Here is a 17303-nt window from a genome sequence, read left to right on the forward strand (position 1 = left end):
AGGACAATAAAGGCTGCTTATTTTACAAATTGGTCAATGGCTTTATTTAATTCTTCAATGGCTTCCATATTTCCGGTTTCAATAGAATCAATCAGACAATGGGAAAGGTGATCCTTCAAAACTACTCTTCCTGTGTTATTGATAGCCGCTTTCACTGCTGATAATTGTATTAAAACCTCACTGCAGTCACGCCCTTCCTCAACCATCACCTTGATAGACTTCAAGTGCCCGATAGCACGGGACAGACGATTCAAAACTGCTTTTGTATTCTCATGGGGATGTGTATGATGCGGGTGTGGATGCATATAATCTGTATTTTTTTCCATATCGGCTCCCTGTTTCATTTGTATAGTTAAAAGTATAAACGAAAAATGAGCAGCATACAAGCCGCCCATGGGGATATATTTTTCAAATAATATCCCCCCACAAGGCTTGTAAAGGAATATCTGTCTTGATACACTTAGTCTATACAAAATGGAGGTATTTGCATGAAGGTAAGTATTGTACTATATGATGATTTTGAAACATTGGATGCGTTTGGTCCTGCTGAATTATTTGGAAAGATACCAGAAGAATTTCATATCGAATACGTGTCTCTGACCGGTAAAATCGTAAACAGCGCACAGGGTGTTAAAGTGTGGACAGAACCTCTGGTTCCGGACGAAATAGGAAATGCCATATTAATCCCTGGCGGTTCGGGTGCCAGAAGGCTCTTAGAGGACTTCGATTCCCTGGAGATTTTGAAAGAAGCTATTGAAAAAAGTTCCTACTGCCTGACTATTTCTACCGGATCTGCCCTGCTTGCAAAAACAGGAAAAGCATTCCGCCGGAGGATGGCTCAGTACGAAAAAAACATATTCTGGGCACTGCATACTATGAATGGGGTACACTGGATTGAAGGTGCAAAATGGGCTGCTGACGGGAAATATTATTCTTCCTCAGGAAGTATGGCGGGAATGGATATGACACTGGGATTTATTGCGGATATTCTGGATATTGATGTGGCGGTTAAGATAGCGGATGATATTGGATACAAGTGGGATCCGGACGATGAATGTGTCTATATTTAAACCGCGAAAAATCTAATCCTGAGGTAAGCTTTGTATTCCGCAAGTTATATACAGTTTTTTGCTGCATAAACTTGCGGAAACTAAAATGAATATCCGGAACTCTCTAGATTTTTAGCTATACTATTTTGTAATCAGCACGGTAATAATCTCATTCGCACCCAGGCTGAATACGGCTTCCCCGTCATTTACGGGTACCGGTGTCTGGATTTCCTCTTTTATATCTGTAATATAAGCCTTGTTGAAAAGCTGATGAAGCTTTAAGGCAGTCTCAGTTTTCTGTCCGCAGCATTCCATTATCCTGACTACAATAGCATCCCTGTTAAATGCAGGTTTCACACAGGATATCCAGATATTTTTGTTATCACATTGAAGCAATGGACTTTCGTTATTACTGTTATCGTAATTGCAGCAGGCTGCAATCGGCGGCTGATTGAAGGAAGCCGCGTCCCTGGTAAGTTCTGCCTTATCCGTTAATCCATAGTATGGCTTTAAGGCATAACAAGTACTGGTCATACCTTCATCTGGCCTTGCACTCGGAGAATAGGAACCCCGGACCATAGTCATAGACAGTGTTGATCCCTGTGCCGAGAATCCGAATTTGCAGTTATTGAACATTGCAAGTGTTCTTTCTTCACCGGAAACGGCTGTATAGCGGTAAGAAGGAAGTTCCGTATTATGCCGGCCTCTGGTAATACTTCCAAAAGGCGTTTCATAGATAAAATCAGGCTTTTGAATGTCGCTGGTAATTCCAACTTTTAATGTTGGAACACCGATCACATCGCTGCCAAATTCCTGCCAGTCAACATCTGCTTTAAAATCAATTCTGTCGAACCGGGTATATAAAGTTATGTATTGCTCTATCGTGGTTTTGTTATAGGTATGCAATATTTTAATTGTCGTAAATACTGGTCCCTTTGCAGCAATTGAAATCTCAGGAATTCCTATGATATTTTCATATTTATATTCATTTCCCAGAATCCATGCGGACATAATACGGGGCTGCTCAAAAGAAATTTTCAAGAGATTGGAACTTTTATGTGCACAGAATGAACCGGCATCTTCAGCATAGGGCTGCATCTCTTCTAGTACATGCTTCTTTTCCTTTTTATCATACAGTTTCATAATTGTTCCGGTAAGCATGCTGAGTTCCATCACATACCGCTCTGTCTCCGCCCGTAAAAAACCGCCGGATTTGGGAGTTCCGGTTTTTTCAATTCGAACGCTGGTTCCCGGTATCTTTTCATTTGTTATCAGATATTTTGTAACTGACAGCGGAAGAAGATCCTGTGCTGTAAAATGCAGCTTCCCATCTTCGATCTGATAAGGAATCAAACAGCCGTCTGCATCTTTTAAGGTTCCAGCCGGAGGGATATTTGACGGTGCATCCACTCTTACCACCTCACTCCGCGTTTGAGCAAGCTGGTTATAAACACTGATTACCTGATCCGATTCATTGGTATGGAACATGCCATTTACGGTTTTTTCAGCTCTGTCCACTATACTTTTCCCCAAAGCATAGTCATACTCGTCCTGTGCATGATTCCCGCATCCGCATATAATATCATGAAATCCCAAGAACCCCAAATCTTTCCACGCTTCTGTAAGTTCCCCCATATAATGTATCTGATCCTGACGGGTGCTCTGATATGCAAGTACCGATTCTGCATTCAGCAGCCCTGCCTCCCCGTCTCTGGCATACTTTTTTATCTTTGTCTTTGTTGTGTAGCATCCTGCGAATATCGGGTTCTGCTCATCCTTAACAACAGGAAAATCCTTTTTTAATATCAAGACTTCATCAAAGAAATCGCATACTTTGGAAAATACAAACCTGGGCAGTCCTGGTTTTTGATCCAGATATCGTTTAACCTTAATGTCATATTTTGTCGGTCCTCCCCCATGGTCCCCCACACCAAACACAAACATGGAACTTTTTAGCCCATAATGATCAAATAAACTGTGAACAACCGGCATGACATTCTGGGGGCGGATCATATTATTATACGGTCCAAATGCAAAATCCAGTATCCGGGAGCCATCGGTTCCTTCCCACCAGGTAAGTCCCGCACCCCTGGGACATCTGAAATGATAATAATATTCCACCCCTGCTTTGGCAAGTATATTTGGTGTGGATGCCGGATGGCCAAAAGTGTCCGGTTCCCAGACAACTCTTGAAGGTATTGTCTTTAATACCTCTTTTGCATAATCAGAAGCATGATACAGATTACGTGCCATGGTCTCCCCGCCAGTCATATTTAAGTCATTCTCAGACCAGGTAGCTGCCGTCACTTCCCATGTGCCTTCCTGAATCTTTTTCAGAACCCTTTCAAACGTTGCAGGATCTTTTTTCTGCACAATGTCATATACACAAGACTGGCTCTGAGAAAATCTCAAATCCGGATTTTCATCCATAATATTGCAGATTGTCCTGAAATCCCTGATACAGATATCTTCGGTATCCTGATAATCCCAAAGCCAGTTCATATCAATATGGGCATGGGCAATCATATGTACTTTAAACTCTTTTGCAAATACGTCGGTGTTCTTCAGCACTTCATCAATCAGTTCAAGCTGTTTCCGGATTTCCACCCAATTCCGGTTCCGTACAGTATCCGTATCCAGTTTCCTTTCCAGGATATCCAGGTATTTATTTATCTCAGAACCATGCAGTAATGCAAGTTTTTGAGTAAACAACAGCTGTTCAACAGCAGTCATCAATTCCAGCATCTGTTTATCCAGAATATCGCAATTGATATAGATCCCCAGATAAGCATCCCCCCCTGTTTCCGGCGTCTTCAATACCAGTAAATATTTCTGGCCTTTTTTATGATTTTCATTTATACATAGTTCACAGTGGCGGGTATCCCCCCAGTATTTAAAATCTGCAATCTTTACTCCGTCTAAAAAAACCTGAACCGGTGCAAGTATAGTCATGGTAATCGATATTTTTGCATTATCAGTGCATATCCCCTCCACGGTAGATGGGTAAGTGATTTGTTTCCTTAAAGCTGCTTCCCCATATGACATATTCCAGTCACGGGTTTCTATCCCTGCTTCTCCTTGAACACTCCCTCCGGAGCCAGTGTTGATTCCATTGATGGGCACACTTTTTCCCATCACCTTCTCCCAGGCAGAATCGTCAAAATTAACCATTTCACAATCCTCCACATTACCCTGGGCAAACGTACAAATCCCGATCTGCCCTGCTTCTGATATTTTACTGGTCAATTCTTTCACTTCATCGATCCATTTGTCAATATTATTCATATCCCTACCCAATCCTTTCCGGTTTGGGCTTATTTCAATTTTGGAATAAGCCCAAATCAGTTATCTGTATTCACACTTTTATTGTGACATAATTTATTTCTGGCCGTATGATTCTATAACCTTTTGTCTCTCTGCATATTCTTTCTGATACTCTTCTAAGTTCTCATTTGTCACCAGTGAAATTCTGGTAGCAACTATTTTTTCTTCTGCAGTTTTTCCTTCCGCACCAGCTATACACAGTTCCATTCCTTTTTTCCCGATATCGATGCCATCCTGTACTACCATGCCTTTAAACTGTTTTCCTCTTTGCAGGGCTGCAATTAATTCCGGATCATCATCGACGGCAATTACCAGATAATCCGTTCTGTTTGCGGATTCCGTAACAGCATTTGCACCAACGCCAGTCGTAGCATTGGCCGCAAATAATAAATCAAATGAGCCTTCAGGATATGTCTGGATCAAATCATCCATTAAAGCCTGGGCACTTTCCGGTGTCAGTTCAAGTACATTTTTTTCAATAATTTCAATTTCAGGATATTGGGATAATTCCTCTTTAAAACCACTGACTCTTTCTGCCATACTCGTTACCTGCGGATAATTAATTACGATAGTCTTTCCCTTTTCCGATCCATTTTTTTCTTTTAACAGCTTTGCAGCGTATTCACCTGCCATTTTACCAATCTCTTTGCTGTCCGATGCTGCGTGGGCAAATACATCCCCACCATTGGATTTTGTATCTACTGTGATCACCGGTATTCCTGCTTTATTTGCTTCTTCCACTACAGGAACAATTGCATCACCATCAACCGCGTTGACAAATAATGCCTTCATTTTTCCGCTGCTGATTAAATCCTCCAGTCCCTGCTGCTGTGTTGCAGCATCCCAGTTTGCATCCACAGCCGATACGGTATAGCCTGCTTCTTCTGCAGTATACATTGCACTTTTCATAATATCCTGCATAAAAGGATGATTAAATGCCATAAGCGACATACCGATTACCTTATCATCCAATGCTTCTTTTGACTGCCCGGCTCCCGGTTCTGTTTCCGTTTTTTCTTCTGCTGCATTTTCCTGGACTGCCTTTGTTTCCGATGAGGTATTATTTTCACCGCATCCTGCCAATAAGGATGCTCCCATAATACCTGCTGCTAAAACCACCAATAATTTTTTCTTCATTTTCATACCCTTCCTTTTCCATTACTTTTTCTTTGTACTATACAAACTGATCGCGACAATCAGAATGATACCTTTGAGTATCTGCTGCCAAAAAGATGAAATACCTATGATATTAAAACCATTCCCTAAAAATGTCAGGAAAACACATCCCAGCAGTGTACCCAGCATATAACCTCTGCCACCTGTAATTGCAGTCCCTCCCAAAACTACCGCAGTAATTGCATCCATCTCTAATCCTTCTGCCAGAGTAGGCTGTCCGGATCCCAGTCTCATGGTAAGCAATATTCCTGTAATAGCTGCACAAAGGCCGCTGATTGAGTATACAATCAATTTTATTTTATTGACATTAATTCCAGAAAGCCTCGTACATTCCTCATTTCCGCCAATGGCATAGATATATCTCCCAAACCTTGTACAGGCAAGTACAATCCACGCAATTGCCAAAACTACAGCCATCACGATTACCGGAATCGGAATTGCACCTAAATATCCTCTGCCCAAGTCCAATGCCTGATTTGGTAATTTTGAAATTGGTGAACCGTCTGTATAAACCAGTGCGATACCTCTAACTGTACTCATCATAGCCAGTGTCACAATAAATGGCGGCAGTTTAATCCTGGTAATAATAATCCCATTTATAAGCCCGATAAAAGTACCTGCCAAAAGTGCCAGCAGAATAGCTGCAACGACCGGGATCGGCTGCATGCCGTTTTTTCCGGTCATCAGGCCTGCTGCAAGCAGTCCTGACAAACAGGCAGCGGAACCCACAGAAAGATCCATGCCGCCCAGAATAAATACAAATGTCATACCAATAGACACAATAATACTAGTTGATGTCTGCCGAAATACATTGATAATATTATTAAAAGTAAAAAATGAATTTGAAACAAATGAAAATACAATCAGAAGCAATAACAGCGCAATGAGAATACTAAATTGCGGAAACCTGCTTACTCTCTCCCATACAAGCTTTTTGCCTGCCGGTACCTTTTTATAATCCATATCAATTCCCTCCTGTTGTCGTTATACTGCATATGACATCACTTTTTCCTGTGTTGCCAGACCTGCATCTAATATTACTTTCTGCTGACCCTCATGCATCACCAGCACCCGGTCGGACATCCCAAGAACTTCCGTCATTTCAGATGAAATCAGGATAATGCTAAGTCCTTCTCCCGCCAGTTTTGATATCAGCTTATGAATCTCCTCTTTCGCTCCGATATCTACCCCTCTGGTCGGCTCATCCAGAATCAGGACATCTAACTCCCTGGAAAGCCATTTTGCAAGAACTACTTTTTGCTGGTTTCCTCCTGAAAGATTTCCCGCTTCCTGAAAAATAGAGGGGGTTTTTATTTTAAGTTTTTCAACCATTCTGTTGGCAAGTTCTCTTTCTTTCCGGCGATCCAAAAAACCCTTTGGGGCTGTTTGATCCATATTGGTTAAGGATATATTATTGCTGATGCGGGCGTTCAGATCAAGTCCCAGAACTTTCCTGTCTTCCGGCACATATGCAATTTTATATTTTATTGCATCACCAGGATTTCGTATTTTAATTTCTTTCCCATTCAAATACACCCTGCCGTCTGTAATGGGAAGCGCACCGAAAATCCCCATCGCCATCTCCGTTCTTCCTGCCCCCACCAGTCCGGAAACTCCTAAAATTTCACCTTTTCTCAAATCAAAATTAATATTTTCGAATACACCTTTTTTTGACAGTCCTTCCACTTTTAAAACAGTTTCCCCTAATTTTGTTTTTTCTTTAGGAAACGGTTTTGAAATTTTCCTACCAACCATGGCACAGATCACTTCTTCTGGTTTCATGTCCTTTAGGGACCATTCACCTGCCAGTTCTCCATCCCGCATAATCGTAATATAATCACCGATCTCAAATACTTCTTCCATGCGGTGTGATATGTAGATAATGGTGATTCCCTGTTCATTCAGTTTTTTAATAATCTTAAATAGTAAACGTACTTCAGGTGCAGTAAGTGAAGATGTAGGTTCATCCATTATAATTATTCTGGCATCCAGGGAAAGCGCTTTAACAATTTCCAGCATTTGCTGATTTGCGACACTCAGTTGACTGACCACTGCCTTAGGATCAATATTTACCCCATATTCTTCCATCAAAAGACGGGTTTTTGACAATAATGCTCTTTTGTCTAAAAATAAACTTTTTGTTATTTCCCGTCCGATAAAGATATTTTCTTCTACCGTCATATCCATAATAAGATTTAATTCCTGGTATATCATGGCAATATGATGTTTGATTGCGTCACCGGGACTCTCAATAGAAACTTTTTCCCCAGCAATCAAAATCTCACCACTGTCTTTTTTATGTGCGCCCACTAAAACACGCATTAATGTTGATTTTCCTGCCCCGTTTTCTCCCATCAGGACATTCACTTTGCCTGCCTTTGCATGAAATGTTACTCCCTTCAGTGCATGGACACCTTTAAAACTTTTACTTATGTTTGACATATGCAATACATTTTCAACCATCCCTATACCCTTTCTGCCATCTGGATTCTCCAGTTATTCCGACTTGATCTGTTGCTTTTCTATATGAAAAGTGTATCATTTTAATCCTCTGGCAGGTAGGGGTGTATCCTCCTTTTTAAGGGGTGATTCTTACGGTTTTAAATAGAATTTTGTTCCCCGGAATGAGATTGAAACAACAAAAATTCATCACTCCTGCAATCTTTTATCATCTTAGCATCTTTCATAATCAATACCCGGTCCGCAACATCCATCAATTCTGATATGCTGACGGTTAAAATTACAATCGTGATTCCCTTATTCTTCAATTTTTGAATCAGCCCCAGAATATGGCGCCGCAGATACATATCAGCCTGGGCTAGAGGCTGTATGCAAAATAGGATTTTGGGATGATAGAGATGGTATCGGAAATATACAATATTATACAAAGAAGACAGTTCCAGCTCTGAAATATTTTTCGTATGTATTTCCGGTCCAATGAATGGCTCATATTCGTTTATTACGCTTTTTAACAGCTTTTTTCTGGAAATGCTTTTTTTTATTTTAACGTCAGTAAAAAAACAGATATTTTCTGTATAACTGAAGTTTTCAAATATTTGACCGGGAATGGGATCTGCCGGAATAATTCCAATATTTTGTGCGGACTCTTTTCCTCCTTCACATAAAACAGCCCCCTGTAACGGGCTTTTTTCACCCAATATCAGTGCAATTATTTCTTGTAAACCAGAATTATTCATATCTAAAATAACAGTACATTCCCCTTTGTTTATGGAAAAAGACAAGTTCTCAATATAGTCTGTACTGACATTTTCAAACTGAAAAATAGAACTTCCTGCTTCCGGACTCTCCATCATGGTTAGGGAATCAAAAGAAATAATATACGGGCTGATATGCCCGGCACTCATCTCCTTTTTAGGCAGAATTTTTATAATTTTGCCTGAATCCAGGATGGCAATTCTGTGACAGGCTTGAATAAGTTCCTTATAATCACAACTGATATAGAGAAATGCAATTCCTTCCTTTCGGAAAAACTGAACAATATCCAGAAATTTTCTTAACTCCACCGTGCTGAAAAAGCTGCTTAAATTGTTAAGGATGATTAACTCAGAGCCAGCCGTTACGGCCCGCAGCAATTCCACCGTACACCGCTCTAAGGATGAAAGTCCTTTGACCTGCCGCCCCGGCTTCATTTCTATATTGATCTCTTCCAGTAATTTTTGCACCTGGAGATTCAGTACGCTGCGTTTAATAAAACACTTCTTAAACCCCCGGCGCAAAACAAAAATATTATCTGATATGGTCAGATTGTTAACCAATCTGCTCCCTGCCCCTATTAAGGAGACCCGGTTTCTGGTCATATCACTATGGGCATAACTATTTACCAGAAGATCATCAAAGTAAATTCTACCGTATTGGATAGGCAGATTCTGGCTGATTAACGAAACCAGCTGATGCTCCCCCTGGGAATTTAAAGTCAAAAGGCCCATGATTTCGTCCTTAAATATATGAAAATTAATATTGTTCAGATAGGTAATCCCTTCAATTTGTCTTGTAACGTTTTCCATTCTCAGGATTTCTTTTTTCATTAGCTATTCCTTTACAATGGGAAGTGTAATTTCCACATCCGTTCCCACATTTTGTTTACTATAGATATAAATACCGTATTCTTCACCAAATAATATTTTGATACGATTATTCACGTTTTCGACTGCAATACTGCCGCCTTTTTTATCTTGATGAAATGTAGTAATGGAAGCAGTTTTTAATTTTTCATTCAGACCATCTACTACAGTTTCATTCATTCCCAGTCCATTATCAGAAATTGTGATAATACACCGGGAAGCCGTATTCTCTATTTTTACACATAAAATTCCATCCCCGATCTTACGTTCTATCCCATGATAAATTGCATTTTCTACTATGGGCTGCAGTATGAGCTTTGGCAGCCTGCATTTTAAGATTTCCCGTTCTTCCTCCGCGTCAATCTCCACATGGTATTTAAGCCTTTTACCAAACCGGAACTGCTGTATAATATAATAATTTTCAATATTGGCAAGTTCGTCCTCTAAAGTCACCAAGTGCTCTACGTTTGAGATGGTATAGCGAAAAAAGGTCGCCAGTGCCTCCGTCATCTCTGCAACCGAATCGATACCTGCATATAATGCCTCACTTCTTATCCCTTCCAGGGTATTGTATAAAAAATGGGGATTGATCTGATTTTGCAGTGCCAGGTACTCTGCCTGCTTTTTCGTCAAACTTATCAACTCTTTCATATCCAGTAATTCCCTGAATTTATTTGTGGCGGCTTCCATCTGGGGAGACAGAGGCACTCTTAGTTCAAATAACCCCTGCAGCAAATATCCCTCTGAAAATAACCTGCACACCTTTTCCGTATCCCGGTAAGGCTTATATAAAAAATGATATCCGAAATAAATAATTGCCCCAAACAGGCCATACAGACCAATCAATAACAGAATATAGAACATGCCCTCTTGCCGGAAAATTGTAAGCATAATAAGCATAATCAGTGAAAACCCTCCCAGCAGGAACATTATGACTGCACTCCGTATCATAATATAATTAGTTTTTCTTCTTTTTGCACCACTCCCTTTATCATTACCCATACGGATATCCTCCTATATCTGCAAGCATTACGAATATAATTTTCGGTATTCATTCGGTTTTAATCCAGTATGCTTTTTAAAGTTTTTCGTAAAATATTTCACATCACTGTACCCCACCTGTTCACATATAACTGCAACATTCAAATTTGTTTTCTTTAGAATATCTTTTGCTGCTGTCATCCTGATCTTAGATAGATATTCCAGAAAAGTACTACCGGTTTCTTTTTTGAAAAGAGAACTAAAATAAGTTGCACTAAAGCCTGCGGCATTACTGACCTCTTCGATAGTGACAGCGTTCATGTAATGATCCTGTATATATAACTTAGCAGTTCTTATAGGCCTGCTATCCTCCTGCTTTTTATCTTCAGCAATTAATTGCAGTCCGTCAGCTATTGCTTCCCCCAGAAAGGAAAACAGCTGCTCTCCGCTGCTGCAATCAGCAGCCTGCTGCCGAAACCGGTTTATACTTGAATAGGCCTCTTTCACAACGATCTGATTATTCCGCATACAAGATATAAAGATATTGCACACCTCCTCTGCCGCTTGTATTACATCATGTCCCGTTATATCAGACTGGCTAAATATATTCTCTTTTAAAATTTCTACGGACGATTTAGCCAATTCAGCATCCATCCGCTCGAAAGCATCCGTCAAAGATTTATTAAAGGTAAAGAACATTGGGTTTGCTGAAATATTTTTAATTTCAGATGAAACCTCCTCTATGATTTTGCCGGTGCCCGCTATCAACCGCTGCTCCAGTGCCAGTTCCGCTGCTCTGGATGACTGATGCAGTTTTTGTATTTTTTCCACCGCTGTACCAATTCCTATTGTAAATTTCACCTGTTCAAATAAAGCTTCCTGAAGGGTTATTTCATCCAGTAACGCTTTGATTTGTTTTCGGATAATCTTTTTATTTTCCTCCTTATAATTTAACAGGCAGTATTCAGCCCCTGCTATAAAGTAACATTCTATCTCCCAGCATAGTTCTTTAATCCGGTTCAATGCGGCATTAGCAACTTTATCTCCCAGATACTCAATACTTGCTTTACTTAAATCACCACTGTGATCAATTTTTATTATAATAACCTGAAAACAGCCCTCCTGAAATTGAAACTGATATCTATTATTTATATCTTCTAAATAGAATTTCTCTTCTTCCGTCTGCTGCATCAGTAAATCTATAAAAATACTGGAACGGATCTTCTGAATACTCTGTTCCAGCAGCCGCTTTATTTTTTCCTCCCTGGAGCTGTTTTCATTTTTCTTACGATATTTTTCTCGCATTTTATTCAGAGTCTGCATCAGTTCTTCTTTTTTAATAGGTTTTAACAGATAATCATTGACCCCATATTTAATGGCACTTTGCGCATAGTCAAAATGTCGATAACCACTGATAATGATAAATTCTACAAATTCATTAAGCTCTTTTGATTTTTGTATCAGCTCTAAACCATCACATCCAGGCATTCGGATATCCGTAATTACAATATCGGGATTAAAAACTTTTATTTGTTCCAACGCCTCCATCCCGTTATAAGCTATCGACGTTACTTCCATTTCCAATGAAGTCCAATCAATTAGTTTATAAATCAATCGGCACACCTTTTCTTCATCATCCGCAATCATTACCTTGATCATAAACTTTCCTCCACCATTTTACAAAAAATACTCTTTTGTCCCCTTCTGTTTCTATTTTACTTTAAATCTTTTGTCACCACCAGACATTTCGTCCTGTATTCCGTGGAATTTATTGGTAATTTCAGCAAAATAACCACATTATTTTATATTTCCCAAATATATTTCGACTATATTCTACAATATTCGTATCTAAAATAATAGTATTTTTTTATTTTTCACAAAATATTGGGAAATAATTAAAGTGCACCCTCAAGAAGCATCTAGAATTCCCGCTTGACATATACTTTTTAATATGTAACAATAGTTATGTAACATATGTAATTTAATAATTTTATATAAGAAAGTGAATTGGACTATGCCGCCGAAAGCAAAAATAACGAAAGAAATGATTTTAAATATTGTTCTGGAAATTACAAGAGAGTCGGGATTTGAAACTGTAAATGCAAGGAGTATTGCAAATAAACTGCAATGTTCTACAAGACCTATTTTTACCTGTTATGAAAACATGGATCAATTAAAAACGGATTTCCTTGCCTCTGCATATGAATACTATGAACAGTATGTTATCCATTATGGTAATTCTGAAAAAATCAGTCCCCATTTAATTCTTCCTCTTTCCTACATTGAATTTGCCCAGGAAGAAACACATTTATTTAAGTTGTTATTTATCAACGATATGGATTTGAAAATGGCAGAGGCAAAGGATTTTTATAAAGAAATTGATAATGAAAATAAAGCAAGATCTTTTTCGGAAGCCATTGGAGTCGAGTTAGAATGCGCAAAAGTAATATTTTTGGATTTATTCCTATATACTCATGGTATTGCAGTCCTAACCGCGACGAAAAAAATAGAATTGGATAGAAATAGTGCTGAAAAAATGGTGGTAAACTTATTGTCTGCTCTTATAAGACAGGAAAAACCAGATTGGAATTTATCTATTTGAGATTCACCTTGTCAATACAGCCTGTGTTATCAGACTGCAAAACAAATAGGATTTAATTATTTAAGATTTTACGATTGCCAATATCGACTGTGATATCAGAATCCAGCAACAAATGGGCTTTAATTATTTTAATTTACGATTGCCAATATTATCTGTGATATCAGAATCCAGAAACAAATGGGCTTTATCTATTAGCTTGACTTGAAAGAAAGGATACCATATGAAAACAAACCAGTACCTAACCGAATTTTACAATAATTATGATGAAGACAGCCGGCTGGCGTTAAAGCATGGGTCGGTTGAATTCCTCACTACGATGCATTATATCGAAAAATACATAAGACCCGGTAACCGGGTGCTTGAAATCGGCGCTGCAACCGGCCGGTATTCCCACGCACTGGCACGTCAGGGTTATGCCGTAGACGCAGTGGAACTGATCCAGCATAACATAGACATTTTCCGTCAAAATACCCAGTCTGATGAGACTATCACCATTACGCAAGGTAATGCTCTGGATTTGTCTGCTTTTTCTGACAATCAATATAACATCACTCTGCTGTTAGGTCCTCTGTACCATCTTTACACCAAAGAAGACAAACAACAGGCCCTGCGCGAAGCAATCCGTGTGACAAAACCGGGCGGTGTGATTTTCGCCGCGTATGTCATATCTGACGGCTGTCTCCTTGACGAAGGGTTCAAACGCGGTAATATCAGTGTTGCCGGATATATTGAAAAGGGCTTGATTGATCCCAAAACATTTGCCGCAAAGTCCCAGCCAAAGGATTTATTTGAACTTGTCCGCAAAGAAAACATAGACGATTTGATGTCTGCATTTTCTGTGTCCCGGCTGCACTACGCAGCATCTGACGGCTGTGCCTTATTGATGCGGGAAGATGTAGATGCAATGGACGATGAAGCATTTGAATTGTTTTTGAATTATCACTTTGCCACCTGCGAGCGGGAAGATTTACTGGGTATTACAAGTCATGCTCTTGACATATTCAGAAAATAGTCTGTGCAGCCCGCTGCATCAATCTACAAAGCGTCCCTTGCTCAGCAAAACACAAGTTTAAGATAAAATAGTTTGCTGTAGTATTAGAGCGCATGTTTATAAATTGCTTTCTGACAGCTGCGCATCACAGTTTGTGGGAAATTTGTTCCGAATGAAGGGCGCGTAGTGGGCTACGTATCCTGAATTCGGGACAAATATACCGCAAAGTGGGACGTTACATTCCCTGGGCTATTGCTTCGGTACCTGGGAAACATACCCCTCAATTTCCTCCAAAACCTCCTCATCCAGTCCCAGCCTGGTTCCGATCCCAAGAAAAAATGGCAGTTTTGACATCTCAGTAAGAGTCATATTCTGTATCTCCGCTCCATCTGTATGAACCAGCATAGGTACTTTTTTATACAGATAGTCTTTAATGACCGGATTGCGCACCAGCTCTTTCACACTGTCCTCCAAGTGATAACATGGGCGGTAATTATCGGAAAGTACATATTCGAATACCCACTCGCCTGCATCTGCAGGTATTATGCTTTCCGGCTGGTATGGCTGTTCTTCTCCATTTAGAATTACTTTGCCAGGACAGCAGGGCAGAGTAATTTCTGCTGTGGCATCAAATGGAATGCTGCAGGTTAATAACATTTTATTGTCCTTTTGGATTTCCCAGCGGATTTTATATACACCGGCTGCTGTCTTAAGCACCGTCTCCATCCACCCTGCTCCCGGATGGATCTGAGGCTTTATAGATACGTGTTTAAAACCGGCGCCGTCACTTTGAGGCTTAATTCCTGCCATCCGGGAATACATCCATTCCTGTACGGAGCCATTGGCATAATGGTTCAGGGAATTCATGCCGCTGTCACTCATACTTCCGTCCGGATTCAGTGCATCCCACCGCTCCCACATAGTAGTGGCACCTAAAGTCACAGGATACAGCCAGCCGGGGTATTCTTTATCAAGCAGGATCCGGAAAGCCAGATCACTGCGCCCGCACCTGGACAATGCTTCTAAAATAAAAGGTGTGCCAACAAATCCCGTTTTGAGACTGTAGCCATCTTTTCGTATCCGCAGCAGAAATTGTTCTTTGATCAGTTCCAGCTGCTCTTTTTCCCGGACCAGTTCGAAGACTATTGCCACCGTATAGGCTGCCTGGGTATCAATACTCAGTTTGCCGTTTGCCGTAAAATACTCCTTGAGGATAGCATTTCGGATTTGCTCTGCCTTCCTGCTGTATTTTTCACAGTCCGCCCCTTTTCCTAAAACACCGGCTGACTTTGCCAGCAGATTTACGGAGTAGTAAAAATACGCGGAAGAAATGTAGTATACGTCTGTTCCTCCGGTAGGCATATGGTAACATCCGCCGTCCAGTGCAAGCCAGTCCCCGTAGTGGAATCCGTTCTGCCACAGGCTGGGGTTTGTTCCGTTTTCACTATTCTGCCTGTCTATATAAGAAATCCATGCTTTCATACTCTCATATTGTTCCGCCAGTATGCCGGAATCCCCATAATATTGATACAGGACCCATGGGATGATCACGGCTGCATCCCCCCAGGCTGCCGATGTCCGTTCATTTCTTCCGACAGAGGGTACGATCTGCGGAACCAGTCCTTTGGTATCTGCCTGTTCCAGGGAAATGTCATTGAGATATTTACGAAAAAACTCATAGCAGTCCATATTCAGACATGCAGTTCCTGCAAAGATCTGTGCATCACCTGTCCAGCCCATTTTTTCATCCCTCTGGGGGCAGTCTGTTGGAATATCCAGAAAATTACCCTTCTGGCTCCATAAAATATTGGAAATTAACTGATTCAGATCCTCGTTACCGGTCTTCATCGTACCGGTCTCCTCCAGATCGCTGTACAGAACCTCCCCCCTGAAATCTTCCTGCCGGACATTCTCTATTCCAGTAATTCTTACATAACGGAATCCAAAAAACGTCAATGCTGCATGTACTGTCTTTTCCTGTCCATCGGAAATATAATCATATCTGGCCTTAGCCGTCCTGTAGTTTTTATTATAAAAGCAACCGTCCTGCAGCACTTCTCCATGCTCCAGACTGATCAGCGTACCTGCTTTTTCCCGGCAGGTAAAAGCAACCCAGCCCACCATATTCTGTCCCATGTCAAGAACAGTTTCTCCTTTGGAGGTAACAATAACCGCCACGGGTTTCAGGATCTCTTTCACCTTTACCGGAAGTCCCAGCCGTTCCTTCACCACACTTCTATCCAGATTTCCTGCCTTTACCGGAAACCGCCCGGAATCATCCAGGGTATCATCCCTGTATTCTCCATCATAAATGTCGCTGAAGATAATTTTACTCTTTTTCACCTGCCAGTTCAGATCGGAACATAGTACAAGCTCACCGTCCACATACAGGTCAGCCAGCAGTTCAAATGCTTTTCCACTCCGGTAATCATTATTTTGACGGTATCCATATAAGCCTTTATACCAGCCATCTCCTGCTATCACCTCGATACCGTTTTTCCCGCAGTGAAGCATACTCCCTACATCATAAGTCTGGTACTGTACATAATGGTGATAAACCGTAAGACCGGGCGCCAGTACCTCATCTCCCACCCGATTCCCGTTTACATACACTTCATAGACACCGAGACAGCACAGATACAGTCTGGCTGACTCCGGCTTTTTATCCAATACAAATTCTTTTACAAATGTAGGCTGTACGGACGGGGCAAGATCCGGTGTAATACACTGTCCGGTAAATCCCCCTTCCATAAGGCCGGTTTCAAACCATTCCGTAAGGCTTTCTTTTTCATTTCCATTTTCATCCCACACACTGACTTTCCAGTAATAGCGTGTCCTTGGTTCCAGGGGAAAAGAAAGCTGCGTTCCTAATCCGGATACCCCGGCAGATCTTCCGGTATCATATACGATATCCGTAAAACTTACATCCCGGGAAACCAGAATCCTGGCACTTTCCTGTCTCTTCCCGGAATCATTCTCGGTAATATAAGATGCAGTCAGTGTCTTATACAGATAGCCCTGCGGACGTTTGATATGGTTTATTTTCAAGCTGTGAATCTTCATCGTATGCCACCTTCCTTTCTTGTGAGTGTCTAAAA

The 17303-nt window shown here is 40.7% G+C and carries 13 protein-coding genes; 4 read left to right on the top strand and 9 right to left on the bottom strand.

Going from position 1 to position 17303, the window contains the following annotated elements:
- Nucleotides 1-17 precede the first annotated feature (17 nt).
- On the bottom strand, nt 18-326 hold the full coding sequence (locus tag QR40_RS03665; RefSeq protein ID WP_152614160.1) for a metal-sensing transcriptional repressor: 309 nt from the start codon (nt 324-326) through the stop codon (nt 18-20).
- Between the two features lie 162 nt (nt 327-488).
- Between QR40_RS03665 and QR40_RS03670 the strand changes: the two genes are divergently transcribed.
- Nucleotides 489-1070, top strand: a complete 582-nt coding sequence (locus QR40_RS03670; protein ID WP_027292042.1) for a DJ-1/PfpI family protein — start codon at nt 489-491, stop codon at nt 1068-1070.
- Between the two features lie 120 nt (nt 1071-1190).
- Here the strand turns inward: QR40_RS03670 and QR40_RS03675 are convergent, their stop codons facing one another.
- From QR40_RS03675 to QR40_RS03705, 7 genes are all read right to left on the bottom strand, one after another.
- A complete protein-coding gene (locus tag QR40_RS03675; protein WP_044293356.1) occupies nt 1191-4334 on the bottom strand; it encodes an alpha-mannosidase in 3144 nt (1047 codons plus the stop codon).
- 93 nt (nt 4335-4427) lie between these two features.
- On the bottom strand, nt 4428-5510 hold the full coding sequence (locus QR40_RS29465; protein WP_052430677.1) for a sugar ABC transporter substrate-binding protein: 1083 nt from the start codon (nt 5508-5510) through the stop codon (nt 4428-4430).
- A 21-nt stretch (nt 5511-5531) separates the two neighbouring features.
- A complete protein-coding gene (locus QR40_RS03685) occupies nt 5532-6512 on the bottom strand; it encodes an ABC transporter permease (RefSeq protein ID WP_081820069.1) in 981 nt (326 codons plus the stop codon).
- Nucleotides 6513-6533: 21 nt separating this feature from the next.
- Nucleotides 6534-7991 (bottom strand): sugar ABC transporter ATP-binding protein, encoded by a 1458-nt coding sequence (locus QR40_RS03690; protein WP_044293540.1) that lies wholly within the window; start codon nt 7989-7991, stop codon nt 6534-6536.
- Nucleotides 7992-8149: 158 nt separating this feature from the next.
- Nucleotides 8150-9595: an ATP-binding cassette domain-containing protein gene (locus QR40_RS03695; protein ID WP_044293359.1), complete on the bottom strand. Its 1446-nt coding sequence runs from the start codon at nt 9593-9595 to the stop codon at nt 8150-8152.
- Between the two features lie 3 nt (nt 9596-9598).
- A complete protein-coding gene (locus QR40_RS03700) occupies nt 9599-10633 on the bottom strand; it encodes a sensor histidine kinase (RefSeq protein WP_242858443.1) in 1035 nt (344 codons plus the stop codon).
- A 27-nt stretch (nt 10634-10660) separates the two neighbouring features.
- Nucleotides 10661-12271 (bottom strand): response regulator transcription factor, encoded by a 1611-nt coding sequence (locus tag QR40_RS03705; protein ID WP_044293362.1) that lies wholly within the window; start codon nt 12269-12271, stop codon nt 10661-10663.
- A 355-nt stretch (nt 12272-12626) separates the two neighbouring features.
- Here QR40_RS03705 and QR40_RS03710 point away from each other — a divergent pair, with 355 nt between their 5' ends.
- The 3 genes from QR40_RS03710 (at nt 12627) to QR40_RS33505 (ending at nt 14409) form a co-directional block, all read left to right on the top strand.
- The gene (locus QR40_RS03710; RefSeq protein WP_044293363.1) at nt 12627-13214 is read left to right on the top strand and encodes a WHG domain-containing protein; all 588 of its coding nucleotides are present in this window, start codon (nt 12627-12629) and stop codon (nt 13212-13214) included.
- 220 nt (nt 13215-13434) lie between these two features.
- Nucleotides 13435-14226, top strand: a complete 792-nt coding sequence (locus tag QR40_RS03715; protein ID WP_044293366.1) for a class I SAM-dependent methyltransferase — start codon at nt 13435-13437, stop codon at nt 14224-14226.
- A 117-nt stretch (nt 14227-14343) separates the two neighbouring features.
- Complete coding sequence (locus QR40_RS33505) at nt 14344-14409, top strand: DUF6783 domain-containing protein (RefSeq protein ID WP_377146713.1); 66 nt, start codon at nt 14344-14346, stop codon at nt 14407-14409.
- A gap of 45 nt (nt 14410-14454) precedes the next feature.
- Here QR40_RS33505 and QR40_RS03720 read toward each other — a convergent pair whose 3' ends face one another.
- Nucleotides 14455-17268, bottom strand: a complete 2814-nt coding sequence (locus QR40_RS03720) for an alpha-L-rhamnosidase (RefSeq protein ID WP_044293368.1) — start codon at nt 17266-17268, stop codon at nt 14455-14457.
- Nucleotides 17269-17303: the final 35 nt, after the last annotated feature.

It is taken from the genome of Robinsoniella peoriensis (assembly GCF_000797495.1).
Taxonomy (GTDB): Bacteria; Bacillota; Clostridia; order Lachnospirales; family Lachnospiraceae; genus Robinsoniella; species Robinsoniella peoriensis.

Bases quoted from the DNA above. Each gene is read 5' to 3' on its own strand.
- QR40_RS03665 (WP_152614160.1), bottom strand. From the start codon at position 326: ATGGAAAAAAATACAGATTATATGCATCCACACCCGCATCATACACAT.
- QR40_RS03670 (WP_027292042.1), top strand. From the start codon at position 489: ATGAAGGTAAGTATTGTACTATATGATGATTTTGAAACATTGGATGCG.
- QR40_RS03675 (WP_044293356.1), bottom strand. From the start codon at position 4,334: ATGAATAATATTGACAAATGGATCGATGAAGTGAAAGAATTGACCAGT.
- QR40_RS29465 (WP_052430677.1), bottom strand. From the start codon at position 5,510: ATGAAGAAAAAATTATTGGTGGTTTTAGCAGCAGGTATTATGGGAGCA.
- QR40_RS03685 (WP_081820069.1), bottom strand. From the start codon at position 6,512: ATGGATTATAAAAAGGTACCGGCAGGCAAAAAGCTTGTATGGGAGAGA.
- QR40_RS03690 (WP_044293540.1), bottom strand. From the start codon at position 7,991: ATGTCAAACATAAGTAAAAGTTTTAAAGGTGTCCATGCACTGAAGGGA.
- QR40_RS03695 (WP_044293359.1), bottom strand. From the start codon at position 9,595: ATGAAAAAAGAAATCCTGAGAATGGAAAACGTTACAAGACAAATTGAA.
- QR40_RS03700 (WP_242858443.1), bottom strand. From the start codon at position 10,633: ATGGGTAATGATAAAGGGAGTGGTGCAAAAAGAAGAAAAACTAATTAT.
- QR40_RS03705 (WP_044293362.1), bottom strand. From the start codon at position 12,271: ATGATCAAGGTAATGATTGCGGATGATGAAGAAAAGGTGTGCCGATTG.
- QR40_RS03710 (WP_044293363.1), top strand. From the start codon at position 12,627: ATGCCGCCGAAAGCAAAAATAACGAAAGAAATGATTTTAAATATTGTT.
- QR40_RS03715 (WP_044293366.1), top strand. From the start codon at position 13,435: ATGAAAACAAACCAGTACCTAACCGAATTTTACAATAATTATGATGAA.
- QR40_RS03720 (WP_044293368.1), bottom strand. From the start codon at position 17,268: ATGAAGATTCACAGCTTGAAAATAAACCATATCAAACGTCCGCAGGGC.